Consider the following 25,329-nt stretch of genomic DNA (forward strand, 5'->3'; position numbering starts at 1 on the left):
CGGCGTGGGAGTGCTGTGTTCAACTAAAAGTTGCCGGTCAGGAAGAGAACAGCCTGAATCACATAACCGGTCAACGTTCGCAGTATTGCTGAAATAACATCAAGATTTAGACCGAACTGCGAACCCGCAAGCGGCAGCAGGATCAACAGGCCGATCAGGATCAGCATACCGAACGGCTCGAGCCGGGCCAGCGGAACGGCGAGGGGGCGGGGCAACAGCCCGACGGCGACGCGCCCGCCATCGAGCGGCGGGATCGGCATCATGTTGAACACGGCGAGGATCGCGTTGATCACCAGCGCATTCTTGAGGTTGTCCGCAACCCATTTCGCGGAGCTCGCGGGCACCAGGGACAGGGCATGGAAGGCGAGGGCCGCGGCCAGCGCCAGCAGGATGTTGGTGACGGGCCCGGCCAGCGCCACCCAGACCATGTCGACCCTGGGGTTGTTCAGCTTCCGGAAGTTCACCGGCACCGGCTTGGCATAACCGAACAGGAACGGCGAATGCGCGAATAGCAGCATTGCAGGCAGTATCAGGGTGCCGAACGGGTCGATATGCCTGAGCGGGTTGAAGCTCACGCGGCCGAGCTGCGAGGCCGTGTTGTCCCCGAGCCGGTCCGCGACGAAGGCGTGCGCGGCCTCATGAAAGGTGATCGCCAGCACCAGCGGCAGCACCCAGACGGAAAGATCATAGAAGGAGATATTCACCAGCTGATCCGTTCCGGTTCGGCCCGCGCGCCTTGCAACGCAGGCCGTATAGGGCCACAACCCTTTACGATCTACCGTTATATCGCGCCCACTTCCGAAATTGCCCGGTGCAAATGATCCGCCAGCAGGGCCGCCGGACGCGACAGGTTGCGCGCGCGATGGAGGCGGATGTCCGCCGCCGGCAGCGGCGGCAGGCCGTCGCGCTCGCACAGCACGCGCAGGCGAGGGGGCAGGGTGCCCGCCTTCACAACCGTGATCGCGAGGCCTTGCGCCGCGATCGCTTCCACCGCTGCAAGCGTCCGGCTGACATAAGCGAGCCGCCAGGGACGGCCGGCGGCATCGAGCGCCTCAGTGGCCCACTGCCGGAACAGGCAGCCCGTTGGGTAGAGTGCGACGGGCAGCGTGGGGCGTTGCGGCCCGGCTGAATATGACACGGCCGCGGCCCAGACTGCCTGCTCGCGTCGCAGCAGCTCGCCATTGCCGCTGCCTTCCGGGTGCATGGCGATGACGAGATCATAGTCTTCGCCGAGCCGGGCCGGCATCGTCGCCGTCAGCCCCGTCTCGATCTCGACGCGGATCTCCGGACGGCTCTTGGCAAAGTGCGCCAGCAATGGCGGAATGACGATCGTGCCGTAATCGTCCATCACGCCGAGGCGGACCATGGCATCGTGCTTGCGCGGGCGGAGCGCGTCGACCGCCTCTGCATTGAGGTCGAGAAGCCGCCTCGCATAGACGAGCAGCTCGTCACCGGCCGCGCTGAGCGCCACGCCCGACCTCGTGCGGTGAAACAGGCTGACGTTCAGCCGTTCTTCCAGGCGCCTGATCTGGACGCTCACCGCCGATTGGGTGCGGTTGAGGATCGCGGCCGCGCGCGTGAACGACCGATGATCGGCAACGGCGAGGAAGGCCCTCAGAAGGTCGGGGTCGAGATCGGACGCGGTCATGACGAAAACTTATCCTGGCATGACGGAAATTCCATTCCCCGTTTCGGCGCGTCTCCTATGCTGCCCTAGAGCCGTTGGGAGGAATCGTGGGCGAGATTCTTGGCGTTTTTGCTGCCGTGCTGTCGAGCGCGCTGGGCGGGACATCCATTGGTGCCACGCGTTATCTCGTGGGGAGCATCGATCCGCTCGCGATCGGCTCGTTCCGGTTCGGTATCGGCTTTCTCCTGTTGCTTCCGCTGGCGCTGCTGCGCGGCGATCGCCGGCCGAAGCGAGGCGATTGGGCCGCCGCCGTCGCGCTCGGCGTCCTGTTCTTCGCGCTGTTTCCGATCCTGTTCAACGCGTCGCTGATCTTCACGACCGCCGCGCGCGGCGCGCTGGCTCTGTCGACGCTTCCTTTGCTGTCGCTCGTGATCGGGGCTGCGCTCGGGGCCGAAGCCCTGACCTGGCGCAAATCGGTCGGTGTCGTGATCGCGACGCTTGGCGTTGCTGTGGCGCTTCTGTCCGACCTGACATCAGCCCCGTCGGGCGCCTGGCGCGGCGATCTCCTGATGATGGCGGCTGCGCTGTGCATGGCGCTCTACGGCATCTGGTCGAAGCCGTTGATCCGGCGCTCCAGTCCGATCGCCTTTACGACCATGAGCATGGCGGCCGGCGCGGCCTGCCTCATCCTGCTCTCGTCTATCCGCGGCAGTTTTGCGCTCGTCGCGGGCTTCGGAATGCCACAGTGGCTGGGCGCCCTCTATTTGGGTGCCTTCGGCGCAGCGCTGACCTTCTATCTCTGGGCGTTCGCGCTGGAGCGGACGACGCCGACGCGCGTTGCGATCTCGGTGACGGTCAATCCGATCACGGCATCGCTGGTCGGGGCCTGGCTGCTGAACGAACCGCTGCGCTGGAATCTGGCGGCGGGCATTGTCGCGGTGTTTGCCGGGATCTGGATCGCGACGACGACGCGCCGTCATGCGCAAGAGGCGAGCGCGTCTGCGTCACGTCCGACCTGACGTCAGGTCGGGATCGTTCCCGGATACGGCGTCAGGCGGTCAGCGCGACGCAAGGCAGGCGATGAGCAAGCCTGAGGTCTTCATGAAGCTGATCGCTGAGGCTCCTCGATCGTCCGCAGCGTGACCGACTTGATGCCATAGTGCATGTGACTGTAGCGCTTGACGTACTCCCAAGCGCTCTGCCTCGCACCTATCAGACCCGTGAAGCGGAAATTGAGAGGACGGCCGCCGATCTTCACGAGCCAATACCAGTCCTCCTGCTCGACGGTGATAGGAGCCTGCTCCAGCGCCTCGACGGCGGGACGCAGCAACCACTTGCCGTCTTTGGTTTCCCAATAGAACTCCATCAAGCTCTCCTCATCGCAGTGGCAGATGCGGATGTTGAGCGACTCGTCCTCCGCCTTGAACCGCACGCGCTTCCCGGATCATGGCGCTCCTCAATAAGTCGCGCGTCCGCCGGAGATGTCGAACACCGCGCCGGTCGAGAATGCGCAGTCCTCGGACGCGAGCCAGGCCACCATCGCGGCGAGCTCCTCCACCAGCACGAAGCGTCCCTTCGGGATCTTCGACAGCATGAAGTCGATGTGCTGCTGCGTCATCTGGTCGAAGATCGCGGTCTTCGCCGCCGCCGGCGTCACCGCGTTGACGAGGATGTCATGGGCGGCGAGCTCCTTGCCGAGGGACTTCGTCAGCGCGATCAGGCCGGCCTTGGAGGCGGAATAGTGCGACGCGTTCGGATTGCCTTCCTTGCCGGCGATCGAGGCGATGTTCACGATCCGCCCGTATTTCTGCTTGAGCATTTGGGGCACGATCGCCTTGCAGACGATGAAAGGACCGTCGAGGTTGATGCGCAGCACCTTGCGCCATTCCTCCAGATCTGTCTCCCAGACCGGCTTGTTGACCCCGGCGATGCCGGCATTGTTGACCAGGATGTCGATCCTGCCGAAGGCGGCCAGCGTGGCATCGCGCGCCTGCTCGACGGCCGCGGTGTCGGTGACGTCGACCTTGAACGCCTCTGTTTCGCCGCCGATCTCTTTTGCGGTCTTTTCGGCGAGTGCGACGTCGAAGTCCCAGATGGCGACCTTGGCGCCGGAAGCGACAAAGCGCTCGCTGATGGCGCGGCCAAAGCCCTGTGCGCCGCCCGTGACGATGGCGAGGCGGCCGTTGAGATCGATCTTGTTCATCGAGAAACCCTCCCTATCCCTCATGGTGAGGAGCGCGCACCTGGCGCGCCCTCGAACCATGAAGCCCGTGGCCCATCCCTCGAGACGGCGCAGTCGCGCCCTCCTCGGGATGAGGAGTGATCAGAGCATGTAGCCGCCGTCGACAACCAGGTCGACGCCGGTGGTGAAAGCGCTCTCGTCGCTGCCGAGATAGACCGCCATGGACGCGATCTCCTCGGCGGTGCCGAGCCGGCCCATCTTCTGGCGGGAGATGAACATCTCCTTGCCCTGCGGTCCTTGCGCGGCGGCGCGGTCGAGCATCGAAGGGGTCTCGACGGTACCGGGGCAGATCGAGTTGCAGCGGATGCCCTTGGTGATGAAGTCGAGCGCGACTGCGCGCGTCAGCAGCGACACCGCCGCTTTCGACGCGCTGTAGACGTAGCGGTTGGCCGGCGGCCGTAGCGCCGCGCAGGAGGAGATGTTGACGATGCTGCCGCCGCCGCCCGCGAGCATGTCGGGCAGGAAGGCCTTGATGGTCCGGTGCATCGATTTGACGTTGAGGTCGAACGAAAAGTCGAAATCCTCTTCCGAGCACTCCAGGATGGTGCCGTGGTGCACGAAGCCCGCCGCGTTGAGCAGGATGTCGATCTTGCCGATGCGCTTGGCAAAGGCGTTGACGTCGGCGGTGTTGCGGACGTCGAGCTTGGCGACCTCGGCGATTCCTTCCTTGGTCAGGCTCGCGATGCCGGCTTCGTTGATGTCGGTGGCGATCACGGTCGCACCTTCACGCGCGAATGCGATGGCGCATGCGCGCCCGATGCCTGCCGCAGCAGCCGTGACGACGGCGCGCTTGCCCTTGAGGCGGTCTGCCATTTGCTTGTCTCCCTTATGCGTTCCGATCCGAACCCAGCGTCATTGCGAGGAGCTCTTGCGACGAAGCAGTCCAGACTGTCTCCACGGATATAGCTCTGGATTGCTTCGCTTCACTCGCAATGACGGTGCGGCTCTCAGTGATTATCCCGCGCCACGCCAAACGTGCCGGCGACGTTCTGATAGCGCGTGGCAAGCTCCATGCAGGCGCCCGTCGACTGCTGGCCGACGGTGTTGCGGTAGATCTCCTGCCACGGCGTCTGGTTCGGCGGATGCTTGAAGCCGCCATTGGCCTTGAGCTCGGCATGGCGCTTCTTCAGCTCCTCGTCCGAGATCATGATGTTGGCGCTGCCCTTGTTGAGGTCGATACGCACCTTGTCGCCGGTCTTCAGGATCGCAAGACCGCCATTGGCGGCGGCTTCCGGCGAAGCATTGAGGATCGAGGGCGAGCCCGAGGTGCCGGACTGGCGGCCGTCGCCGATGCAGGGCAGGGACAGGATGCCGCGTTTGATCAAGGCTGCCGGCGGTTGCATGTTCACGACCTCGGCGCCGCCGGGATAACCGATCGGACCGGTGCCGCGGATGAACAGCACGCAGCCCTCGTCGATGTCGAGCGAGGGATCGTCGATCCGCTCGTGATAGTCCTCGGGTCCTTCGAACACGATGGCGCGGCCCTCGAAAGCGTTGAGGTCCTTCGGGTTGCTGAGATAGCGGTCGCGGAATTCCTTGGAGATCACGCTGGTCTTCATGATCGCGGAGTCGAACAGGTTGCCCTTCAGCACCAGGAAGCCGGCGTCCTTCACCAGCGGCTTGTCGTAAGCCCAGATCACGTCGTTGTCGGGCGTCGGCGCATTCTTGCAGTTCTCGCCGATGCCGCGGCCGTTGACCGTGACCGCATCCTCGTGGATGCGCTTGTGCTTCATCAGCTCGCGCACCACGGCCGGGACGCCGCCGGCGCGGTGGAATTCCTCCCCGAGATAGAAGCCGGCCGGCTGCATGTTGACCAAGAGCGGCACGTCGTGGCCGACCTTCTGCCAGTCCTCGATCGAGAGCTCGACGCCGATGTGGCGGGCCAGCGCGTTGATGTGGATCGGCGCGTTGGTCGAGCCGCCGATCGCCGAATTGATCACGATGCAGTTCTCGAACGCCTTGCGGGTCAGGATGTCCGAGGGCTTGAGGTCCTCCCAGACCATCTCGACGATGCGCTTGCCAGTCTCGTAAGCGATCTGGCCGCGTTCGCGATAGGGCGCGGGGATCGCCGCGCAGCCCGGCAGCGAGAAGCCGAGCGCTTCGGCAAGCCCGTTCATGGTCGAGGCGGTGCCCATGGTGTTGCAATGACCGACCGAGGGCGCCGAGGAGGCCACGATCTCCATGAACTCTTCATAGTCGATCTCGCCGGCCGCGAGCCGCTCGCGCGATTTCCAGACAATGGTGCCGGAGCCGGTGCGCTCGCCATTGTGCCAGCCGTTCAGCATCGGGCCGCCCGACAGCACGATCGCAGGCAGGTTCACGGTGGCCGCCGCCATCATGCAGGCCGGTGTGGTCTTGTCGCAGCCGGTGGTCAGCACGACGCCGTCGAGCGGATAGCCGTAGAGTACCTCGACGAGGCCGAGATAGGCGAGGTTGCGATCGAGTGCGGCGGTCGGGCGCTTGCCGGTCTCCTGGATCGGGTGGGTCGGGAATTCCATCGCGATCCCGCCGGCTTCGCGGATGCCCTCGCGAACGCGATGGGCGAGCTCGATGTGATGGCGGTTGCAGGGAGAGAGATCGTTGCCGGTCTGGGCGATGCCGATGATCGGCTTGCCGGACTGCAGCTCGGCACGGGTGAGGCCGTAGTTCAGGTAGCGCTCCATATAGAGCGCGGTCATGCCCGGATTGTGCGGGTTGTTGAACCATTCCTGCGAGCGAAGATGGCGGCGAGAGCCGTTGCTGCCGGCGGCATGCCCATTGGTTGGTTTCTTTGTCATTGGTTTCTCCTGCAATGCAAACGCACCGGCGTGCGTCTCATGGTGTCGGCATGTGCGATGCCCAACGGCGCGAGCGATGATCTGCGTTCCCGCTGGCGGGTCGTTTCCTCACGAGTCCGAATACTAGTCGCGGCTACTTGGTAACGCTATCATTTTGTTCGCTGCGCCCGCGCCGGAAACGGCCGGCCTGCTGTCCGAACGTCGTGCCGACGAGCTTTGCCGTTCGATCACCTTGAAGCCGAGATCGAGCACTGGATGCTCTGGGCGTCGCCCTTCGATCGCGTTGATCAGCATGGTGGCGGCCGTCTTCCCCATCTCGTAGCGGTTAGTGCGGACGCTGGTGAGGGTGGGGACGGCGGAGGCCATGAATTCGAGGTCGTTGAAGCCGACGATCGCGATCTGCCCGGGGACGGCGATCTCCCGGCGCCGGCATTCGAACAGTACGCCGAGCGCGAGGTCGTCATTGGCGCAGAACACCGCATCGATATCGGGCTCCCGCGCCAGGAGATCGGTGAACAGGGCTCCGCCGAGTGTCACCGAGGTCGGTGTGGCCGTCGTGACGACGAGGCGCTGCTCGAACAGTCCAGCGTCCTTCATGGCCGAGACATATCCGTCCAGCCGTCGCTGCACCCGCGGGTCCATGCGCGCACCGACGAAGCCGATCTTGCGGTGACCTTGCTCGAACAGGTGCGCAACCACCGCGCGGGCTGCATCATAGTGCGAAAAGCCGATCATCATGTCGACCGGATCCGGCCCGATCTCCATGATCTGCACGATCGGGCAGTCCGCGGCGTCCAGCATCGCGCGCGATTCCGCGGTCTGGTCGATGCCGGTGACGATCAGCCCGGCCGGCTTCTGCGCCAGAAACAGGCGCAGCAACTTCTCTTCCTGGAGAATGCTGTAGCGCGTGTTGGACAACTGGATCGAGTAACGGCTGCTCTCTGACGCGTCGTAGATGCCGCGCAGCACGTCCGAGAACACGTTATTGGTGAGGGAGGGGATCAATACACCGATGACTTCGGTGCGCTGCGAGGCCAGTGCGCGTGCGGCAAGGTTCGGCACATAGCCGAGCTCCTTGGCGGCGCTCTCGACCCGCGTCCGCTTGGCGACCGACAGGGCCTCCGGATTGCGGAAGAAGCGGGACGCAGTAATCGGGCTGACGCCGGCGAGCTCGGCGACTTCGGCCAGCCGGATTTTGCCTGACTTGGTGCGTTTTCGACCCATTTGCTGCTCTTAACACAGTCGGTCCCGCAAACAAAGGAACGTTGACAGCGCTACCAGCAACGACTAACCAAAGACAAATTGCCAAAACCGCACAAACTGCCGACAATGTCGCCCGCCAAGATCGGGCTTCGTTCGGTGAAGTCTGAAAAAACAAGACGGTCGCGGCGCGAGAGGCGTCGTGGACTTTCGAGGAGGGAGCTAGATGTCGTCTGTGCAAATCCGCGACGTGCGGAAATCGTTCGGCAATTTTGAAGTCCTGCACGGCGTGACGATTCCGATCGAGGATGGCCAGTTCGTCGTCCTGGTCGGCCCTTCCGGCTGCGGCAAGTCGACCCTTCTGCGCATGCTCGCCGGTCTCGAGAACATCACCTCCGGCACGATCTCGATCGGCGACCGCGTCGTCAACAATGTCCAGCCCAAGGAGCGGGACATTGCGATGGTGTTCCAGAACTACGCGCTCTATCCGCACATGACGGTAGCCGAGAATATGGGCTTCTCGCTGAAGCTGCGGAACGCGAGCGCCGACGAGATCAACAAGCGCGTCAAGCGTGCCGCCGAGATCCTCGCGCTGTCGCCGCTGCTCGACCGCTATCCGCGCCAGCTCTCCGGAGGCCAGCGCCAGCGCGTCGCCATGGGCCGAGCCATCGTGCGCGATCCGCAGGTCTTTCTGTTCGACGAGCCCTTGTCGAACCTGGATGCCAAGCTGCGCGTCGCGATGCGTACCGAAATCAAGGAGCTGCACCAGCGGCTGAAGACGACGACCGTCTACGTCACCCACGACCAGATCGAGGCCATGACCATGGCCGACAAGATCGTCGTCATGCATGACGGCATCGTCGAACAGATGGGCACGCCGCTCGAGCTCTACGACAAGCCCGACAACCAGTTCGTCGCGGGCTTCATCGGCTCGCCCGCGATGAACTTCCTCAAGGGCCATGTCCGCGTCAACGGCGTTGCCACGTTCGAGGGGCCGAACGGCGTCAAGCTGCCGCTCAAGACTGCGCCGGCCGGCTCCGATGGCCGTCCTGCCGTGTATGGCGTGCGGCCGGAGCATTTCACCATCGCCGACGATGGCGCCGAGGCCGAGATCATCGTGGTCGAGCCGACCGGCTCGGAGACGCAGGTGTTCGCCAAGGTCGGCGGCGAGCAGGTCGTCGCGGTCTTCCGCGAGCGTCACCAGTTCAACCCGGGCGACAAGGTACGGCTGAAGCCCGACCCGTCACTCGTTCATCTGTTCGACGATGCGACAGGCAAGCGCATGAACGCGTAGCGCATTAGACCACGAAGCATAACACGACAAAAAAGCATCACAGGGAGGACAACATGCAAGACTTTACCCGCCGCACTCTGCTTCAAGGCGGAACGGCACTGGCTGCGACCGGCATGCTGACCGGGCCGGCACTGTTCGACTTCGCCAAGGCCTGGGCGCAGAGCGCGCCCTGGAAGGCCGAGCCCGGCGCCAAGCTCACCGTGATGCGGTGGAAGCGCTTCGTGCCGCAGGAGGACGATGCATTCAACGCGATGGTGGCGGCATTCAAGGCTGCGACCGGCACCGAGATGAACGTGTTCAGCGAATCCTTCGAGGACGTGCAGCCGAAGGCCTCGGTTGCGGCCAATACCGGTTCCGGGCTCGATCTTGCCTGGGGCTTGCACACGCTGCCGCAGTTGTTCCCCACCAAAGTGCTGAAGATGAATGACGTCGCCGATTATCTCGGCAACAAATACGGCGGCTGGACCGATGCGGCCGCCAAGACCTGCAAGCAGGGCAATGACTGGCTCGGCATTCCCGTCGCGACCAATGGCGGTTACATGACGTACCGCAAGTCGGCGCTCGAGAAGGCGGGCTTCAAGGAATTCCCGAAGGATTTCCCCGGCTTCCTCGAGATGTGCAAGCGCCCTGAAGGCCAACAACACGCCGGCCGGCTTCGCGCTCGGGCACGCATCGGGCGACGGCAATTCCTGGCTGCACTGGGTGCTGTGGGGCCACGGGGCCTACACGGTCGACCAGAACGACAAGATCATCATCAACTCGCCGGAGACGGCGAAGGCGCTGGAGTACTGCAAGGGGCTGTACGAGAGCTTCATCCCGGGCACGGCGTCCTGGAACGATTCCTCCAACAACAAGGCGTTCCTCGCGGGCGAGCTCTACTGCACGGCGAACGGCATCTCGATCTACGTCGCTGCCAAGACCGACGCGAGCAAGAAGGAGCTTGCCGCGGACACCTATCACGCGCTCTGGCCGGTCGGACCAGTCGGCAAGCCGACCGAGCTGCAGCTCGCGCTGCCGATCCTCGCCTTCAACTTCACCAAATATCCGAACGCGGCGAAGGCCTTCGTTGCCTTCATGCTGGAGAAGGAGAACTACGAGAAGTGGCTGGATGGCGCGCAGGGCTATCTGACGCAGACCTTGAACGCCTATGAGTCGGCGCCGATCTGGACGGCGGATCCCAAGAATGCCGTGTTCGCGCAGGCGTCCAAGCGCACGCTGCCGGCGTCCGGTATCGGCACGGTCGGCGAAAAGGCGGCGACCGCAATCGCCGACTTCATCGTCGTCGACATGTTCGCTAACTACTGCACCGGCGCCAAGGATGCGAAGAGCGCGATGGCGGAAGCCGAGCGCCAGCTGAAGCGCATCTATCGCTGACGGTCACGGGGCGGGCGGCCGTCCGGCCGCCCGCTCGCCAACACTTTCGATCAGGGATATCGGGCATGGCTGATGTCGCAATTCCCCGGGCCAAGCCTCAGATGAGCGAGGCGAGCGCCTGGACCCAGCTCAAACACAATCGCAACTGGCTCGGCTTCTGGTTCATGGTGCCGGCCATGGCGTTCCTGATCTTTTTCCTGGCCTATCCGCTCGGGCTCGGCATCTGGCTGTCCTTCACCGACACCCGCATCGGCAGGGTCGGGCACTTCGTCGCCACCGAGAACTATGAGTGGCTCTGGGACGACTCCATCTTCTGGTTGTCGGTGTTCAACACGCTGCTCTACACCTTCGTCGCCAGTGCCTTCAAATTCGCCATCGGACTCTATCTCGCGCTGCTGCTCAACGAGCACATGCCCTTCAAGGCGATGCTGCGCGCGATGGTGCTCATCCCCTTCATCGTTCCGACCGTGCTCTCGGCACTCGCCTTCTGGTGGATATTCGACTCGCAATTCTCGATCATCTCCTGGTCGCTGAAACACCTCGGACTGATCAGCCAGAACATCAATTTCCTCGGCGACACCACCTGGGCGCGGATCTGCGTGATCTTCGCCAATGTCTGGCGCGGCGTTCCGTTCGTGGCGATCACGCTGCTCGCCGGCCTGCAGACCGTCTCGCCCTCGCTCTATGAGGCCGCAACGCTCGACGGCGCCACGCGGTGGCAGAATTTCCGCTATATCACCTATCCGCTGTTGACGCCGATCATCGCCGTCGTGATGACGTTTTCAGTGCTCTTCACCTTCACCGACTTCCAGCTGATCTGGGCGATGACGCGTGGCGGCCCGGTCAACGCAACCCACCTGATGGCCACGCTGTCCTATCAGCGGGCGATCATCGCCGGGCAGCTCGGCGAGGGCGCGGCGATCTCCAGCGCCATGATCCCGTTCCTGCTCGCTGCGATCATGGTGTCCTGGTTCGGCCTGCAGCGGCGCAAGTGGCAGCAGGGAGAGAGCAATGACTGACCTGCCCACCAGATCCATCGATCTCAAGAATGTGCTTTCGGGCTCGGCGCCTACGGCCGACCACAGCGAGGGCATGAGCTACCTGCAGTCGGTGCCGCGCAGGCTCGTGACACTCTATCTGCCGCTCACGATCATCGTCGTGGTCCTGCTGTTTCCGTTCTACTGGATGGCGCTGACCTCGGTGAAGCCGGACGAGCAGTTGCTCGATCTCGACAAGTACAACCCGTTCTGGACCTGGAATCCGACTTTCAAGCATTTCCACAAGCTGCTGTTCGAGAGCTATTATCCGCACTGGCTCTGGAACACGATGTACGTGGCGATCTGCGCCACGGTGCTCTCGATCGTCGCATCGGTGTTCGCGGCCTACGCCATCGTGCGGTTGCGCTACAAGGGCGCCAATCTGGTCGGGGGACTGATCTTCCTCGCCTATCTCGTGCCGCCGTCGATCCTGTTCATTCCACTCGCAACCGTCGTGTATCAGTACGGTCTTTTCGACTCGCCGCTGGCGCTGATCCTGACCTATCCGACGATCCTGATTCCGTTCTCGACCTGGCTGTTGATGGGCTATTTCAAGACCATCCCGTTCGAGCTCGAGGAGTGCGCGCTGATCGACGGGGCGAGCCGCTGGCAGATCCTGGTCAAGATCGTGGTGCCGCTCGCGATTCCCGGTCTGATCTCGGCCTTCATCTTCTGCTTCACTCTGTGCTGGAACGAGTTCATCTATGCGTTGACCTTCCTGCAGTCGACCAGCAACAAGACGGTGCCGGTCGCGATCGTCAACGAGTTCGTGGACGGTGACATCTACCGCTGGGGCTCGCTGATGGCCGGAGCCCTGGCCGGCTCGCTGCCGCTCGTGATCCTTTACGCCTTCTTCGTGGAGCATTATGTGTCGGCGATGACCGGCGCCGTGAAGGAATGATCGCGGGGCTTGCCGAGGGCGCATCAGGAGCGGTGCGCTCCAGCCAATAAGAAGGAGTAGGCTCTTGCACATTCTGGTTCTGGGCGCTGCCGGCATGGTCGGCCGCAAGCTCTGCGAACGGCTGTTGCGCGACGGCCGGCTCGGCAAGAGCGACATCACGAGATTGACCATGCATGACGTGGTCGAGCCCAAGAAGCCGGAGAAGGCCGGTTTCCCCGTCGAGACCGTGTCGGGCGATTTCGCCGTGCCGGGCGCGGCCGAGAAGCTGATCGCCGGCCGCCCCGACGTGATCTTCCATCTCGCCGCGATCGTTTCGGGCGAGGCCGAGCTGGATTTCGACAAGGGCTACCGGATCAATCTCGACGGCACGCGGATGCTGCTCGACGCGATCAGGCTCGTTGGCGGCGGCTACAAGCCGCGCGTGGTCTTCACGTCCTCGATCGCGGTGTTCGGTGCCCCGTTTCCGGATGCGATCGGCGACGAGTTCTTCCACACCCCGCTGCTCAGCTACGGCACCCAGAAAGCGATCGGCGAACTCCTGCTCGCCGACTATTCGCGCCGCGGCTTTCTCGACGGCATCGGCATCCGCCTTCCGACCATCTGCATCCGCCCCGGCCTGCCCAACAAGGCCGCATCGGGCTTCTTCTCCAACATCCTGCGCGAGCCGCTCGCCGGCAAGGAGGCGATCCTGCCGGTGTCCGAGGACGTCCGCCACTGGCACGCCACGCCGCGCTCGGCCGTCGGCTTCCTGGTTCACGCCGGCACCATGGACCTCGCCACCGTCGGCCCGCGCCGCAATCTGACGATGCCGGGCCTGTCGGCGACGGTCGGCGAGCAGATCGCCGCCCTGAAGCGGGTTGCCGGCGAAAAGGTCGCCGCCCGCATCAAGCGCGAGCCGGATCCCTTCATCGTCGGCATCGTCGGCGGCTGGCCGCGCAATTTCGATCCAAAGCGTGCGCGCGAGCTCGGCTTCACCACCGCCGAGAAGACTTTCGACGACATCATCCGCATTCACATCGAAGACGAGCTCGGCGGCAATTTCGTCGCCTGACCTCTGACCGAACGAGTTGAGTGATGGCGAGCGTTGCTTGCATCGGCGAATGCATGGTTGAGCTCAGGCAGGCGCAAGGAGGCGCGTCTGCCGGGCAGGGGGGCGGCCTGTACTCACGAGGCTTCGGCGGTGATACCCTCAACACCGCCGTCTATTTGGCGCGGCTCGACGTCAAGGTCGACTATCTCACAGCGCTGGGCGATGACGGTCTCAGCGACGAGATGATCGCGGCTTGGAATGCGGAGAGCGTCGGCACGCGGCGTGTCGTGCGGCTGGCGGGCAAGCTGCCCGGCCTCTACATGATCCAGCTGGATGCGAAGGGCGAGCGCCAGTTCTTCCACTGGCGTGACAGCGCGGCGGCGCGGCAGCTGATGAGCCTGCCGGAGACGGACGAGATTCTCAACTCGCTGATGAGCTACGACATCGTCTATCTCTCCGCGATCACGCTCTCGATCTATGATGCGGTCGGGCGCGATCGCCTGTTCGCGGCGATCAAGCGTGCCCGCCTGCTCGGCACCCGCTTCGTGTTCGACACCAATTTTCGTGCGCGGGGCTGGCCGGATCGCGACGTCGCCCGCGAGGTCTTCGCTGCAGCCTTCGCGACCGCCGACATCGTGCTGACCTCGACCGAGGATCTGCTCGCGCTCTATCCCGGCGAGAGCCAGGACCAGCTGATGGCGCGTATCCCGAGCCCGGAGCTGGTGTTCCGGCTCGCCGAGCCCGTCAGCCTGCTGCGCTTTCCCGGCGGAACCAGCGAGGTTCGCGCCGAACCCATGACGAAGCCGGTCGTCGACACCACCGCTGCCGGCGACAGTTTTGCCGCGGCCTATATCGCGGCGCGGCTCGCCGGTTCCGATCCGGCCGAGGCCGCCCGGGCCGGACATCGCCTCGCCAGCATCGTGATCTGCTATCCCGGCGCCATCATTCCAGGCTATGCCATGCCGCCGAAGAAGCGGCACCGGCCGGCGGCCTCTCGTCAAGCGACCAAATGAATCGAGACCCATGACCACGACTGCCCAACAGAACCACCTCGTCTCGCTGTTCAAGGCGGCAACCGTCATTCCCGTCCTCACCATCGAGCGAATCCAGGATGCCGTGCCGCTGGCGCGCGCGCTGGTTGCCGGCGGCGTCCGCACGCTGGAGGTGACCCTGCGCACCCCCGTTGCGATCGAGGCCGCGAGGGCGATGATGGCCGAAGTACCCGAGGCGATCGTCGGCATCGGCACCATTCTCAATCCGGCCGACTTCACCCGTGTCGAGAAGCTCGGCGTCGCATTTGGGATCAGCCCGGGCCTGACCCCCGATCTCCTCAGGGCCGCAACCGACAGCTCTTTGCCGTTCGCGCCGGGCATCGCCACGGCCTCCGAGCTGATGATGGCGCTGTCCTACGGCTTCGACGTCGCAAAGTTCTTCCCGGCCGAGCAGGCCGGCGGCATCAAGGGCCTGCGCGCCCTTGGCGGGCCATTTCCGAGCGTGCGGTTCTGCCCGACCGGTGGGATCGGCGAGGCCAATGCGGCGACCTGGCTCGCCGAGCCCAACGTGGTTGCGGTCGGCGGCTCCTGGTTGTGCCCGACGGCGGAGATCCGGGCTGGGAACTGGGCCGGCATAACTGCCATCTGCCAGCGGACCCTCCAGGCCCTGAAAGCCGCGTGAAGTCTTGCCATCCCTGCGCTAAGACTTAGTTCAGGTGAGAGACCTCAGGGAGAGAAGACCATGACCGCCAGCATCGTCGGATGGGCACATACGCCGTTCGGCAAGTTCGACACCGAGACTGTGGAAAGCCTCGTCGTGCGGGTCGCCAACGAGGCGCTGGCGGATGCCGGCGTTTCGGCTGGCGACGTCGACGAGATCGTGCTTGGCCATTTCAACGCCGGCTTCTCGCCGCAGGACTTTACCGCCTCGCTGGTGCTCCAGGCCGACCCGCAGCTGCGCTTCAAGCCGGCGACGCGGGTCGAGAACGCCTGTGCCACCGGCTCTGCCGCCGTACACCAGGGCCTGCGCGCGATTGCCGCAGGGGCCGCCAAGATCGTACTGGTCGTCGGCGTCGAGCAGATGACGCGCACCCCTAGCGCCGAGATCGGCAAGAACCTGCTCAAGGCGTCCTACCTGCCCGAGGACGGCGACACCGTCGGTGGCTTCGCGGGCGTGTTCGGCAAGATCGCCAGTTCCTATTTCCAGAAATACGGCGACCAGTCCGATGCGCTGGCGCTGATCGCGGCCAAGAACCACAAGAACGGCGTCGCCAATCCCTTCGCCCAGATGCGCAAGGACTTCGGCTTCGACTTCTGCCGCGCCGAGAGCGAGAAGAACCCTTACGTCGCAGGCCCCTTGAAGCGCACCGATTGTTCGCTGGTCTCCGATGGCGCCGCGGCGCTGGTGCTGGCCGATGCCGAGACCGCCAAGGGCATGAGCAAGTCGATCGGCTTCCGCGCCACCGCGCACGCCCAGGACTTCCTGCCGATGAGCAAGCGCGACATCCTCCAGTTCGAGGGCTGCACGGTCGCCTGGCAGCGCGCCCTGGAGAAAGCGGGCGTGACGCTGTCCGATCTCTCCTTCGTCGAGACCCATGACTGCTTCACGGTCGCCGAGCTGATCGAGTATGAAGCGATGGGCCTGACGCCGAAGGGGCAGGGCGCCCGCGCCATCAAGGAAGGCTGGACCCTCAAGGACGGCAAACTGCCGGTCAATCCCTCCGGCGGCCTGAAAGCCAAGGGCCATCCGATCGGCGCCACCGGCGTCTCGATGCATGTGATGACCGCGATGCAGCTCGCGGGGCAGGCGCCCGAGGGCATGCAGCTCAAGAACGCCAAGCTCGGCGGCATCTTCAACATGGGCGGCGCGGCCGTCGCCAACTACGTTTCCGTATTGGAGCCGCTGAAATAGGTTCTGTAGGGTGGGTTAGCCGGCGGATGCGCGAAGCGCAGTCTGCAGCGTAACCCACCGCTACTGCCTTTGCGCTAGATCATAATGGGCTGATCTGGACCCTTTAATGCTCCTGATTGATTGGCAGGGAATGCATCATGAGCAATGACTACGAAGACTCGCTGTCGATGGACGCGCTGAACGACCGCATCGCGATCCTCGAGGACAATATCCGCCAGCTCATCGAGCAGGCAGCTGCCGCCTCGGGCGAGCAGAACGAGTCGCGCATCGCCGACCGGATCAGCCAGCAGAACGAAGAGCTCGACCGGCTCCTGAAGATCCGGGAATCCCGCCAGAAGAAATAGCGGCCGATATCGCCGCCGCGCTGCGCATGCCGCCATACGCCGCCCGCCCTTGCGCGAGCGGCGGCGCTGCCGTTAGCTGGACCGAATTCGCGGGCCGCGTCTTGAGCCTCGCGCAATCGGGAGCGAACGATGGGGCCTCTGAAGGGCATCAAGGTCATCGACATGACCACCGTGTTGATGGGTCCTTATGCGACCCAGATGCTCGGCGACTACGGAGCTGATGTCATCAAGGTGGAGTCGCTGGACGGCGACGTCACCCGCCTGATCGGCCCGATGCGACACGCCGGCATGGGCCCGGTGTTTCTCAACACCAACCGCAGCAAGCGCTCGATCTGCCTCGACCTGAAAAAGCCCGCCGGCCGCGAGGCCGTGCTGCGGCTGCTGAAGGACGCCGATGTCCTGGTCTACAACGTCCGCCCGCAGGCCATGGCGCGGCTTCAGCTCGGCTACGATGTCGTGTCCGCCATCAACCCGCGCCTGGTCTATGCCGGCGTGTTCGGCTTCGGCCAGGATGGGCCCTATGCCGCAAAGCCCGCCTATGACGATCTGATCCAGGGCGCGACGGCCCTTCCGGCTCTGATGGCGCAGACCGGCGACGGCGTGCCGCGCTACGTGCCGAATGCGCTGGTCGATCGCATCGTCGGCCTCACCGCCGTCGGGGCGATCTGCGCCAGCCTCGTGCACCGCGACCGTACCGGCCGCGGCCAGCGCGTCGACATCCCGATGTTCGAGACCATGGCCGGCTTCGTCATGGGCGATCACATGGGCGGGCTCACCTTCGACCCGCCGCTCGACAAGGGCGGCTATGCCCGCCACCTCTCGCGCGACCGCAGGCCCTACAAGACCTCGGACGGCCATCTTAGCGTCATCGTCTACAACGACAAGCAGTGGGAGAACTTCTTCAAGGCCACCGGGCGCGACGATCTGCGCGCCGATCCCAAATTCGCGACCTTCGCCGGCCGCGCCGCCAACATCGATGTGGTCTACGCCGAGCTTGCGCGCATCTTCGAGACGCGCACCACGGCCGAGTGGATCGACCTGCTCACCAAGGCCGACGTGCCGGTCATGCCGATGCACGACCTCGCCTCGATCCTGCACGATGAACACCTGGAGGCGACGAATTTCTTTCCGGTCGTGTCCCATCCGACCGAGGGCCCGATCCGGAGCATGAAGGTGACGGCGACCTGGTCGGAGTCGGAGGCCGAGCCCGTGCGGCTGGCGCCGCGGCTCAACGAGCACGGCGCCGAGATTTTGCGCGAGATCGGTTATTCCGCCGACGAGATCGCGGCCATGGTGCGCGACGGCGTCACGCGCGCGGCCCCGGAGTAGGGAGGAAGTGATGGCGCGCAATCTCTCATCCGTCATTCCGGGGCGATGCGTCAGCATCGAACCCGGAATCTCGAGATTCTCAGGTGCGCAATTGCGCACCGGAGTTCGGTCCTGCGGACCGCCCCGGAATGACCAGGGGGAGAGAGCATGAGCTTCATCACCGGCGTCGGCCTCACGCCCTTCGGCAAGCACGAAGGCTTGTCTTCGCTCGACCTCATGAGCAAAGCCGCCCAAGCAGCGCTCGACGATGCCGGGCTGAAACGCTCGGACATCGACGGCATCCTCTGCGGCTACTCCACCGTGTCGCCGCACATCATGCTGGCCACTGTCTTCGCCGAGCATTTCGGCATCCGCCCATCTTACGCCCACGCCGTGCAGGTCGGCGGCGCCACGGGTCTCGCGATGACGATGCTCGCGCATCAGCTCGTCGACGCCGGCGTCGCGCGCCACGTGCTCGTCGTCGCTGGCGAGAACCGTCTCACGGGGCAGAGCCGCGATGCCTCGCTCCAGGCACTGGCGCAGGTCGGCCATCCCGATTACGAGGTGCCGCTCGGCCCGACCATTCCCGCCTATTACGGCCTCGTCGCCAACCGCTACATGCACGAATATGGTGTGACCGAACAGGACCTCGCCGAGTTCGCGGTGCTGATGCGCAAGCACGCCTGCACCCATCCCGGCGCGCAATTCCACAATCCCATCACGGTCGCCGATGTCATGGCCTCCAAGCCGGTGGCGATGCCGCTCAAGCTGCTCGACTGCTGCCCGGTCTCCGACGGCGGCGCGGCGTTCGTCATCAGCCGCGAGCGGACAGGGGAAGCGGGCGTGCGCATCCGCGGCTGCGCCCAGGCGCATACCCATCAGCATGTCACGGCCGCGCCTGGTCTCAGTGAGCTCGGTGCCGAGATCTCCATCGCGCGCGCCAGGGAGGCGACGGGCATTGCGATCTCCGACGTGCGTTACGCCGCGATCTACGACAGCTTCACCATCACGCTCGCGATGCTGCTGGAAGATCTCGGGCTTGTCGGCCGCGGCGAGGCGGCCGCGCGCGTCCGCGCCGGCTATTTCGGCCGTGACGGCGCCATGCCCCTCAACACCCATGGCGGCCTGCTCAGCTACGGCCATTGCGGCGTCGGCGGCGCCATGGCGCATCTGGTCGAGGCGCATGTGCAGATGACGGGTCGGGCGGCGAATCGCCAGGTGCGGGATGCGTCCATTGCACTGCTGCACGGCGACGGCGGCGTGCTGTCGTCCCACGTGAGCATGTTCCTGGAGCGGGTGCGATGAGCGAGCGTCTAGCGGACTGGACCAAGGGCGAAGAGGCCATCACCTACCAGGTCTGCACCTCATGCAGTCACGTGCAGTATTTTCATCGTGCCTTCTGCGCGGCCTGCGGTGCATCTGGCCAGCGCGAGCAGCGCGCCAGCGGCAAGGGCAGGGTGTACGCGACCTCGCTGGTCTGCCGTGCCGCAACGCCGGAGACGCGCGCCCACGTGCCCTACAACATTCTGCTGGTCGATTGCGCCGAGGGATTTCGCATGATGGCGCATGGCGAGAATGACCTTGCCATCGGCGATTCGGTCGTCGCGAGCTTCAAGCCCTTTGCCGGCATGCTGGTGCCGTTCTTCACGAAGGGGACGTAGAGGGATTCGTCATTCGGGGGCGGTCATAGGACCGAGCCTGGAACGGGTATTCTGGGCCTGGCCTGTGCGAGGGCCACCCCGGAATGACGAAACTCTGCTCTAGCGCCCGTAGAACAAGATGCTGGCGATGACGAGCATCGCCGTCACCGCCAGCATATGCGCAAGCGCTCCCGAGGCCGCCCCCTTGGTGGCTTCCTTCATGCCGTTTTCTCCCTAGACTTGGGCGTGACTCATCGTTGCGCGGTGAGCGCACCCGACGGCCAATTGTTTTTACTCGGAACACCCCACTCTCGAGTATTCACCGCGATCTGTCCCCACGCGGCGAATATCGACTGTCTCAGGGTCGATCAGCAATGCGGCGGCAATTTGACTCGATGATGTTGCTCCTGCGTCCGCCCGCGAATAGAGTCTTTGGGAACTTATCCCCACAATGACAAAAAGCATCAAAAGCTCAGGGAAAACTTCAGGAAAATCATGGCCCGTATTCAGTACAGCGACCCGTCCAAGGCATCCGACCGCACCCGCGAAATCCTCGACAAGAACCGTCATGCCAACATCTTCCGCATGATGGCGCACTCGCCGAGCTATTTCGAGCAGTACTGCCGCCTAGGGGGCGCCATCAGGCACAAGGGCGAGCTCGATCCCATCGTGCGCGAGCTTGCAATCACCCGTACCGGCATCTTGTGCGAGGCGCCGTACGAGATCGTCGCGCACAAGCGCATCGGCAAGAATGTCGGCGTCACCGACGAGCAGAACGAGGCGCTCGAGAACTGGAAGGCGGCGTCCTGCTTCAATGAGGTGCAGCGCGCTGCGCTCGCCTTCACCGACGAGATCGTGAAGCTGAAGAAGCCGACGGATGCGACCTTCAAGGCGATCGCATCGAAGCTGACACCGGCCGCGCTGGTCGAATTGCAGCTCTCGGTCGGCTTCTACATCATGACCTCGAAATTCCTCGAGACGTTCGAGATCGACCTCCAGCCGGTCACTGAGGTGGTGGGCTGATCAGACAGAAGCGGCGAGGGAAGCTGATGACGATCGATGAATATGCGGCTTGGGCCGCTGGCGTTGCCAAAGTCGACGAGCATCCGTCCAACGAGCGGTTGTCCTACCTCGGTCTTGGCCTTGCCGGTGAATCCGGCGAGGTCGCCGATCACATCAAGAAGCTCCTGCGCGATGATTGGCTCGACAAGGCGGGCCTCGTCGATGAGCTCGGCGATGTCATCTACTACTGGGCCTGCCTGTGCGCCGCGACCGGCCAGAAGCCATCCGAATTGCTCGAGGCCAGCGCTGCCAAAGTCAAGCGGCGGCTGAGCGAAGCGGCGAGCCGCTGAGCCCGGTCTCTGGGTTGGAGTCCGGATCGATCTCTCCCATCGGCAGGGTGGAAGCGATCTCCCTTGTAGCCATCCTTCGAGAAGCCCGCCGTTGGCGGGCCCTCAGGATGAGGACCGTATGCGCGGCTGTTGGTTCAACGTGCGCCGATGCTGCTTAGCCTCATCCGGAGGAGACCGCTACGCGGTTGTCTCGAAGGACGAGGCGCTTGCTCAGCTCGCGAAGAATGCAAGAGCGTCGCCGCTCACGTGGCCGTCAAAATATCGACCTTGGCGTTGGCGACGATCAGGCGGTCGGCCAGAAGCCGGGCGAGGTTGCGCATGATGCATTCGCTGGCGCGTGGGTGCTGCTTGCGGAAGCGCTCGAAATCCTTCAGCGGCACCTCGAATGCGGTTGCCGCCATGTCGGCGAAGACGTCGGCGGAGCGGATCTGCTCCAGCAGTGCCATCTCGCCGAACGCCATGCCGGCGGTGAGCGTCGCCAGCCTGATGCCGTCGGGCAAGGTGACGTGCACAGCGCCGCTGCGCAGGAAGTACAAGGTATCGGCAGGATCGCCGGTCGTGAGAATCTTCGCGCCGGACTGATAGGTTCTGATGGCGCAGAGCGAGGCCAGATCGGTCAGCTCTTCCTCGCTCAGTCCCGCCAGCAATGGCTGCTCGGCGAGCTCGGTGGTCTCGTGAAAATCGATCGAGCCGCCGTAGCGATACACGATCTGGTCTTCGGCCCATTCGATCGCGGTGTCGAGCAGGTAGAAATCGCGGACGTTCTTCAGCTCGGCGGTCCATTCGCGCAACGTATTCCATTCCTTGGAGGCACGCCTGACGCCTGACAGCACGACGGTCACGTTCAGCGCCGCAAGCTCCTCGAACGCTTCGGCGACCAGCCGCGCGCCGGCGCGCGTGGTCGAGGTCACGCGGTGAAGGTCGAAGATCACGAATTGCGGCCGCGGTCGTCCCGCCAGCCGGCGCGAGACGTAGTCGACGGCCGACAGCGACAGCGTGCCGACCAGCTCGATGATCCGCACCTCCTGCTCGTGCGCCGCCAGGATCTCGCGCTCCTGCGGGCGGCGCACGCGGCGCGACGGGCTCTTGCCGATGTCGTAGTCCGCGATGACGGCGTTGCGCGCATCGTCGCTGCGGTTGAGCATGTGCAGGTCGTAGTGCGAGGACAGCGCCTCGCACACCTTGATGCCGCGCACGCTGTTGCCGTGCTTGTCGAGGCGCGGCGAATAGCTGCCGAGCCCGAGGCGGGCGGGGAGTGCCGCCAAAATGCCGCCGCCGACGCCGCTCTTGGCGGGAATGCCGATGCGGTAGATCCACTCGCCCGCATAGTCGTACATGCCCGACGACGTCATCACCGAGAGCGTGCGCGAGATCGCGTAAGCGCTGAGAACCTGCTCGCCCGTGACAGGATTGATGCCGCGATTGGCGAGCGTCGCCGCCATCACCGCGATGTCGCGCGCGGTGACCAGCACGGCGCATTGCCGGAAATAGACGTCGAGGACGCCGGCGACATTGTCCGAGATCACCGCATTGGTCTTGAGCAGATAGCCGATGGCGCGGTTACGGTCGCCGGTCTGGCTTTCGGAAGCATAGACGGCCTCGTCGTGCGCGAGGTCGCGTCCGGCAAAGCGGCTGAGCGCGCTGCGGATCTGCTCGAAAGCGTCCGCGCCCTTGCTGTCGTAGATCAGGCCGGTGCAGGCGATCGCGCCGGCATTGACCATCGGGTTGAACGGATGGTTCTCGGAATTGAGCCGGATCGAGTTGAAGGGATCGCCGGAGGGCTCCACGCCGATCGCGCTCTCGACGCGGCCGGCACCGAGCAGGTCCAGCGCCAGTGCGAACACGAATGGCTTGGACATCGACTGGATTGTGAAAGGCACCCGGCTGTCGCCGACTTCATAGACATGGCCGTCCAGGGTCGCCAGGCTGATGCCAAAATAAGCAGGATCGGCTTTGCCCAGTTCTGGAATGTAGTCGGCGACCTTGCCTGAGGTCTCGGCGGCGAATTCGCTCAGGCAATTGTTCAGAAACCGCAGCAAAGGCGGTTTCGAGCGGGTCCAGGCGGTTTCGAGAGGCGAATGTGGCGTCATCGCCTCTCTTGTGCAACGCAATCAGGGCACGCGCAACCCGTCCGGAACGATCGTCTGCCGCCGCAGCAGCAGGGCAAGCAGAAGCGTTGGCAGCAGAATCGCCAGCCCCAGCATCGTGACTTGCATCTGCGACAGCGGCATGATCCCGCCGCCTGGGGTCGCCACCACGAAGCCGCCGATCACGAGCAGCACGCGAATGGGCCATTCCAGCACGCCGGCCCCGCGCAGATCGCCGACGAAGGGCTGGTAGCCCTGGATGCCGCCACAGATGAACAGCGTGCCGAAGGCGGCGAGCCCCATCAGGCCGAGGCCGGCGAGATAGGGACTCGGCCCTTGCAGCACCAGCGCCGGATTGAGCACGAAGAAGAACGGCAGGAAATAGATGATGCTGCCGACCCACATCGATTCCCAGCCCGTCTTCATCGCCGGCGAACCTGCGATGCCTGCGGCCGCGAAGGAGGCGATCGCGACCGGCGGGGTGATCGACGACAACATGCCCCAGTAGAAGATGAACGTGTGCACGGCCATGCGGTTGAGCCCGAGCTTCTCCAGCGCGGGCGCCACCAGGATGGCGAGGAAGATGTAGCAGGCGGTCGTCGTCAGCCCGAGGCCGAGAATGAGGCTGGTGAGGGCGCACATCGCCAGCAACAGGAAGGGATTGTCGCCGGCGATATGCAAGAGGTCGTTGGCGAGGCTCGAGACCACGCCGGTCATCGAGAAGGCGCCGATCAGCAGGCCGCAGCCGGCGAGGATGCCGACGAGCTCGACGAAGGTACGTCCGTTCACCTCAAGGAATTTTCCGATCGTCGCCAACGTCCAGCGCGTGTCCCTGGAGAAGAGCTGGTTGAGAACCAGGAGCAGTGCGGTCGCATAGAACGGCGCGTGGCTCTCACGCTTGAAGTAGAGCAGCATCACGATCAGGAGCGCGATGACGAAGACGTAGTACCAGCCGTCCTTGATCGTATCGATGATCCGCGGCAGCTCGGCGCGCGGGATGCCCTTCAGCTTGTGGCGGGCTGCATAGGCGTCGACCTGCATGAACAGGCCGATGTAATAGAGCACCGCCGGAATGATCGCGGCGATTGCGACGTCGGCGTAACTGACATTGAGGAACTGTGCGATCACGAAGGCGGTGGCGCCCATCACCGGCGGCGCCAGCACCGCGCCGGTGGAGGCGCAGGCCTCGATCGCGGCAGCATAGGAGGCGCGAAAACCGCTCTTCTTCATGACGGGGATTGTCATGGTGCCGGCGGTCAGCACGTTGGAGATGATCGAGCCCGACATCATGCCGAGCAGGCCGCTGGCAAAGATGCAGACTTTTGCCGCACCGCCGCGGAACGTGCCGCACAGCGCGAAGGCGAGGTTGATGAAGAACTTGCCGGCCCCCGTCATCATCAGCGCGGTGCCGAACACGAGGAAGCCGATCACGGTGTCGGCAAAGGCCTGGATGGGAATGCCGAGCAGGCTTTCGCCCGACAGCACGTGATAGGCAGTCGCCTGCTCCAGCGTCGATTGCGTGCCGCGGAACGGCCCGAGCCAGCCGGCCTCGGCGAACAGCGGATAGACCGTGAAGGGCAACACGCTCAAGAGCAGGCTCCAGCCGCCGGTGCGGCGCAGCGCCTCCATCAGCATCGCCCACATCACGAGGCCGGCGGCGATCACGCTGGTCGGCGCGCCGCCGAATTCCCAGCCGGCCTCCGCCGCCTTGCGCACGTTCAGCATCAGCATGAGCGCTGCCGCGAAGGTCACGACGAACAGGACGAGGTCGTACCAGGGAATGCGATCGAGCGGTGCGCGCGGCGTGCCCGGAAAGATCAGGAAGGTGAACGGCAGCATCAACGCGATCAGGAGGTAGAAATACTCCGTGTTGAGCTGGGTGTAGCCGATGAAGAAGCGTAGCGAGAATTGCTGATTGATACAGAGCAGGATCGTCGCCGCGGTCGCGGCGACCAGCGCCCAGCGCCAGGCACCGCGAAGTGCGCGCACGCGCGTGACCTCCGCCTCCTGCATGTTGCCGGCAGCGCCATGCGGATCGTCGAACACGACCCGCTTGGTCTCGTCTTGCGGGACGGTGGAGGTAGGGGCAGAAGACATCACCGATCCCGCGTCTGGGCTGGTAGGATAATTAGGCGACGGCACGTTGGTTGACTCGATCGGGCCCGCTGGCTCGTTGACCTCTCCCGCTTGCGGGAGAGGTCGCGCCGAAGGC

Annotated in this window: 23 protein-coding genes and 1 pseudogene; 15 read left to right on the plus strand and 9 right to left on the minus strand. The window is 64.5% G+C overall.

The window, feature by feature from the left end; all coding sequences use genetic code 11:
- Window positions 1-23 precede the first annotated feature (23 nt).
- Both ABIG06_RS27785 and ABIG06_RS27790 read right to left on the minus strand, forming a co-directional pair.
- On the minus strand, window positions 24-704 hold the full coding sequence (locus ABIG06_RS27785; protein ID WP_370139355.1) for a site-2 protease family protein: 681 nt from the start codon (window positions 702-704) through the stop codon (window positions 24-26).
- 77 nt (window positions 705-781) lie between these two features.
- Window positions 782-1,648, minus strand: coding sequence for a LysR family transcriptional regulator (locus tag ABIG06_RS27790; protein WP_370139356.1), 867 nt, complete (start codon window positions 1,646-1,648; stop codon window positions 782-784).
- An 86-nt stretch (window positions 1,649-1,734) separates the two neighbouring features.
- On the opposite strand from ABIG06_RS27790, the gene ABIG06_RS27795 reads away from it, so the two are divergent.
- Window positions 1,735-2,646, plus strand: a complete 912-nt coding sequence (locus ABIG06_RS27795) for a DMT family transporter (protein ID WP_370139357.1) — start codon at window positions 1,735-1,737, stop codon at window positions 2,644-2,646.
- 80 nt (window positions 2,647-2,726) lie between these two features.
- On the opposite strand, the gene ABIG06_RS27800 is transcribed toward ABIG06_RS27795, so the two are convergent.
- The 5 genes from ABIG06_RS27800 to ABIG06_RS27820 form a co-directional block, all read right to left on the minus strand.
- Complete coding sequence (locus tag ABIG06_RS27800) at window positions 2,727-3,059, minus strand: hypothetical protein (RefSeq protein WP_124158759.1); 333 nt, start codon at window positions 3,057-3,059, stop codon at window positions 2,727-2,729.
- Between the two features lie 24 nt (window positions 3,060-3,083).
- Window positions 3,084-3,830 (minus strand): SDR family NAD(P)-dependent oxidoreductase, encoded by a 747-nt coding sequence (locus ABIG06_RS27805; protein ID WP_370139358.1) that lies wholly within the window; start codon window positions 3,828-3,830, stop codon window positions 3,084-3,086.
- 120 nt (window positions 3,831-3,950) lie between these two features.
- Window positions 3,951-4,682 (minus strand): SDR family oxidoreductase, encoded by a 732-nt coding sequence (locus tag ABIG06_RS27810; protein WP_370139359.1) that lies wholly within the window; start codon window positions 4,680-4,682, stop codon window positions 3,951-3,953.
- Window positions 4,683-4,816: 134 nt separating this feature from the next.
- Window positions 4,817-6,646: an IlvD/Edd family dehydratase gene (locus ABIG06_RS27815; protein ID WP_370139360.1), complete on the minus strand. Its 1,830-nt coding sequence runs from the start codon at window positions 6,644-6,646 to the stop codon at window positions 4,817-4,819.
- Between the two features lie 123 nt (window positions 6,647-6,769).
- Window positions 6,770-7,870: a LacI family DNA-binding transcriptional regulator gene (locus tag ABIG06_RS27820; RefSeq protein ID WP_370139361.1), complete on the minus strand. Its 1,101-nt coding sequence runs from the start codon at window positions 7,868-7,870 to the stop codon at window positions 6,770-6,772.
- Between the two features lie 202 nt (window positions 7,871-8,072).
- Here ABIG06_RS27820 and ABIG06_RS27825 point away from each other — a divergent pair, with 202 nt between their 5' ends.
- The 14 genes and pseudogenes from ABIG06_RS27825 to ABIG06_RS27890 all read left to right on the plus strand — a co-directional run bounded on the left by ABIG06_RS27825 (window position 8,073) and on the right by ABIG06_RS27890 (window position 21,030).
- Window positions 8,073-9,140 carry an ABC transporter ATP-binding protein gene (locus ABIG06_RS27825; RefSeq protein ID WP_124158764.1) on the plus strand — a complete coding sequence of 356 codons (1,068 nt, stop codon included), beginning with the start codon at window positions 8,073-8,075 and terminating at the stop codon, window positions 9,138-9,140.
- A 53-nt stretch (window positions 9,141-9,193) separates the two neighbouring features.
- Window positions 9,194-10,514, plus strand: a pseudogene (locus ABIG06_RS27830) (ABC transporter substrate-binding protein).
- Window positions 10,515-10,615: 101 nt separating this feature from the next.
- Complete coding sequence (locus tag ABIG06_RS27835; RefSeq protein ID WP_370140920.1) at window positions 10,616-11,533, plus strand: carbohydrate ABC transporter permease; 918 nt, start codon at window positions 10,616-10,618, stop codon at window positions 11,531-11,533.
- The gene (locus tag ABIG06_RS27840) at window positions 11,526-12,452 is read left to right on the plus strand and encodes a carbohydrate ABC transporter permease (protein WP_370139362.1); all 927 of its coding nucleotides are present in this window, start codon (window positions 11,526-11,528) and stop codon (window positions 12,450-12,452) included. Before ABIG06_RS27835 ends, ABIG06_RS27840 begins: the two co-directional genes overlap by 8 nt.
- A gap of 64 nt (window positions 12,453-12,516) precedes the next feature.
- Entirely contained in the window at window positions 12,517-13,503 is a 987-nt protein-coding gene (gene denD / locus ABIG06_RS27845; protein ID WP_124158768.1) for a D-erythronate dehydrogenase, read from the plus strand.
- Window positions 13,504-13,526: 23 nt separating this feature from the next.
- Window positions 13,527-14,495 carry a sugar kinase gene (locus tag ABIG06_RS27850; protein ID WP_124158769.1) on the plus strand — a complete coding sequence of 323 codons (969 nt, stop codon included), beginning with the start codon at window positions 13,527-13,529 and terminating at the stop codon, window positions 14,493-14,495.
- A gap of 10 nt (window positions 14,496-14,505) precedes the next feature.
- A complete protein-coding gene (eda, locus tag ABIG06_RS27855) occupies window positions 14,506-15,156 on the plus strand; it encodes a bifunctional 4-hydroxy-2-oxoglutarate aldolase/2-dehydro-3-deoxy-phosphogluconate aldolase (protein ID WP_199751333.1) in 651 nt (216 codons plus the stop codon).
- A gap of 60 nt (window positions 15,157-15,216) precedes the next feature.
- Window positions 15,217-16,386: an acetyl-CoA acetyltransferase gene (locus ABIG06_RS27860; RefSeq protein WP_370139363.1), complete on the plus strand. Its 1,170-nt coding sequence runs from the start codon at window positions 15,217-15,219 to the stop codon at window positions 16,384-16,386.
- A 137-nt stretch (window positions 16,387-16,523) separates the two neighbouring features.
- The gene (locus ABIG06_RS27865) at window positions 16,524-16,730 is read left to right on the plus strand and encodes a hypothetical protein (protein WP_124158772.1); all 207 of its coding nucleotides are present in this window, start codon (window positions 16,524-16,526) and stop codon (window positions 16,728-16,730) included.
- A 129-nt stretch (window positions 16,731-16,859) separates the two neighbouring features.
- Window positions 16,860-18,059 carry a CaiB/BaiF CoA transferase family protein gene (locus tag ABIG06_RS27870; protein WP_124158773.1) on the plus strand — a complete coding sequence of 400 codons (1,200 nt, stop codon included), beginning with the start codon at window positions 16,860-16,862 and terminating at the stop codon, window positions 18,057-18,059.
- A gap of 147 nt (window positions 18,060-18,206) precedes the next feature.
- Window positions 18,207-19,343: a thiolase family protein gene (locus ABIG06_RS27875; RefSeq protein ID WP_370139364.1), complete on the plus strand. Its 1,137-nt coding sequence runs from the start codon at window positions 18,207-18,209 to the stop codon at window positions 19,341-19,343.
- A complete protein-coding gene (locus tag ABIG06_RS27880; protein WP_370139365.1) occupies window positions 19,340-19,699 on the plus strand; it encodes a Zn-ribbon domain-containing OB-fold protein in 360 nt (119 codons plus the stop codon). Before ABIG06_RS27875 ends, ABIG06_RS27880 begins: the two co-directional genes overlap by 4 nt.
- 474 nt (window positions 19,700-20,173) lie before the next feature.
- Complete coding sequence (locus tag ABIG06_RS27885) at window positions 20,174-20,701, plus strand: carboxymuconolactone decarboxylase family protein (RefSeq protein WP_124158776.1); 528 nt, start codon at window positions 20,174-20,176, stop codon at window positions 20,699-20,701.
- A 26-nt stretch (window positions 20,702-20,727) separates the two neighbouring features.
- Window positions 20,728-21,030 carry a nucleoside triphosphate pyrophosphohydrolase family protein gene (locus tag ABIG06_RS27890; protein WP_124158777.1) on the plus strand — a complete coding sequence of 101 codons (303 nt, stop codon included), beginning with the start codon at window positions 20,728-20,730 and terminating at the stop codon, window positions 21,028-21,030.
- A 242-nt stretch (window positions 21,031-21,272) separates the two neighbouring features.
- Here the strand turns inward: ABIG06_RS27890 and glsA are convergent, their stop codons facing one another.
- Entirely contained in the window at window positions 21,273-23,120 is a 1,848-nt protein-coding gene (gene glsA, locus ABIG06_RS27895; protein WP_424578445.1) for a glutaminase A, read from the minus strand.
- 21 nt (window positions 23,121-23,141) lie between these two features.
- Window positions 23,142-25,214 (minus strand): TRAP transporter permease, encoded by a 2,073-nt coding sequence (locus ABIG06_RS27900; protein WP_370139366.1) that lies wholly within the window; start codon window positions 25,212-25,214, stop codon window positions 23,142-23,144.
- Window positions 25,215-25,329: the final 115 nt, after the last annotated feature.

Source organism: Bradyrhizobium sp. USDA 326, from assembly GCF_049739485.1.
In the GTDB taxonomy this organism is placed as follows: Bacteria; Pseudomonadota; Alphaproteobacteria; order Rhizobiales; family Xanthobacteraceae; genus Bradyrhizobium.

Bases quoted from the DNA above. Each gene is read 5' to 3' on its own strand.
- ABIG06_RS27790 (WP_370139356.1), bottom strand. From the start codon at position 1,648: ATGACCGCGTCCGATCTCGACCCCGACCTTCTGAGGGCCTTCCTCGCC.
- ABIG06_RS27805 (WP_370139358.1), bottom strand. From the start codon at position 3,830: ATGAACAAGATCGATCTCAACGGCCGCCTCGCCATCGTCACGGGCGGC.
- ABIG06_RS27810 (WP_370139359.1), bottom strand. From the start codon at position 4,682: ATGGCAGACCGCCTCAAGGGCAAGCGCGCCGTCGTCACGGCTGCTGCG.
- ABIG06_RS27815 (WP_370139360.1), bottom strand. From the start codon at position 6,646: ATGACAAAGAAACCAACCAATGGGCATGCCGCCGGCAGCAACGGCTCT.
- ABIG06_RS27820 (WP_370139361.1), bottom strand. From the start codon at position 7,870: ATGGGTCGAAAACGCACCAAGTCAGGCAAAATCCGGCTGGCCGAAGTC.
- ABIG06_RS27825 (WP_124158764.1), top strand. From the start codon at position 8,073: ATGTCGTCTGTGCAAATCCGCGACGTGCGGAAATCGTTCGGCAATTTT.
- ABIG06_RS27835 (WP_370140920.1), top strand. From the start codon at position 10,616: ATGAGCGAGGCGAGCGCCTGGACCCAGCTCAAACACAATCGCAACTGG.
- ABIG06_RS27840 (WP_370139362.1), top strand. From the start codon at position 11,526: ATGACTGACCTGCCCACCAGATCCATCGATCTCAAGAATGTGCTTTCG.
- ABIG06_RS27850 (WP_124158769.1), top strand. From the start codon at position 13,527: ATGGCGAGCGTTGCTTGCATCGGCGAATGCATGGTTGAGCTCAGGCAG.
- eda (WP_199751333.1), top strand. From the start codon at position 14,506: ATGACCACGACTGCCCAACAGAACCACCTCGTCTCGCTGTTCAAGGCG.
- ABIG06_RS27860 (WP_370139363.1), top strand. From the start codon at position 15,217: ATGACCGCCAGCATCGTCGGATGGGCACATACGCCGTTCGGCAAGTTC.
- ABIG06_RS27865 (WP_124158772.1), top strand. From the start codon at position 16,524: ATGAGCAATGACTACGAAGACTCGCTGTCGATGGACGCGCTGAACGAC.
- ABIG06_RS27870 (WP_124158773.1), top strand. From the start codon at position 16,860: ATGGGGCCTCTGAAGGGCATCAAGGTCATCGACATGACCACCGTGTTG.
- ABIG06_RS27875 (WP_370139364.1), top strand. From the start codon at position 18,207: ATGAGCTTCATCACCGGCGTCGGCCTCACGCCCTTCGGCAAGCACGAA.
- ABIG06_RS27880 (WP_370139365.1), top strand. From the start codon at position 19,340: ATGAGCGAGCGTCTAGCGGACTGGACCAAGGGCGAAGAGGCCATCACC.
- ABIG06_RS27885 (WP_124158776.1), top strand. From the start codon at position 20,174: ATGGCCCGTATTCAGTACAGCGACCCGTCCAAGGCATCCGACCGCACC.
- ABIG06_RS27890 (WP_124158777.1), top strand. From the start codon at position 20,728: ATGACGATCGATGAATATGCGGCTTGGGCCGCTGGCGTTGCCAAAGTC.
- glsA (WP_424578445.1), bottom strand. From the start codon at position 23,120: ATGACGCCACATTCGCCTCTCGAAACCGCCTGGACCCGCTCGAAACCG.
- ABIG06_RS27900 (WP_370139366.1), bottom strand. From the start codon at position 25,214: ATGTCTTCTGCCCCTACCTCCACCGTCCCGCAAGACGAGACCAAGCGG.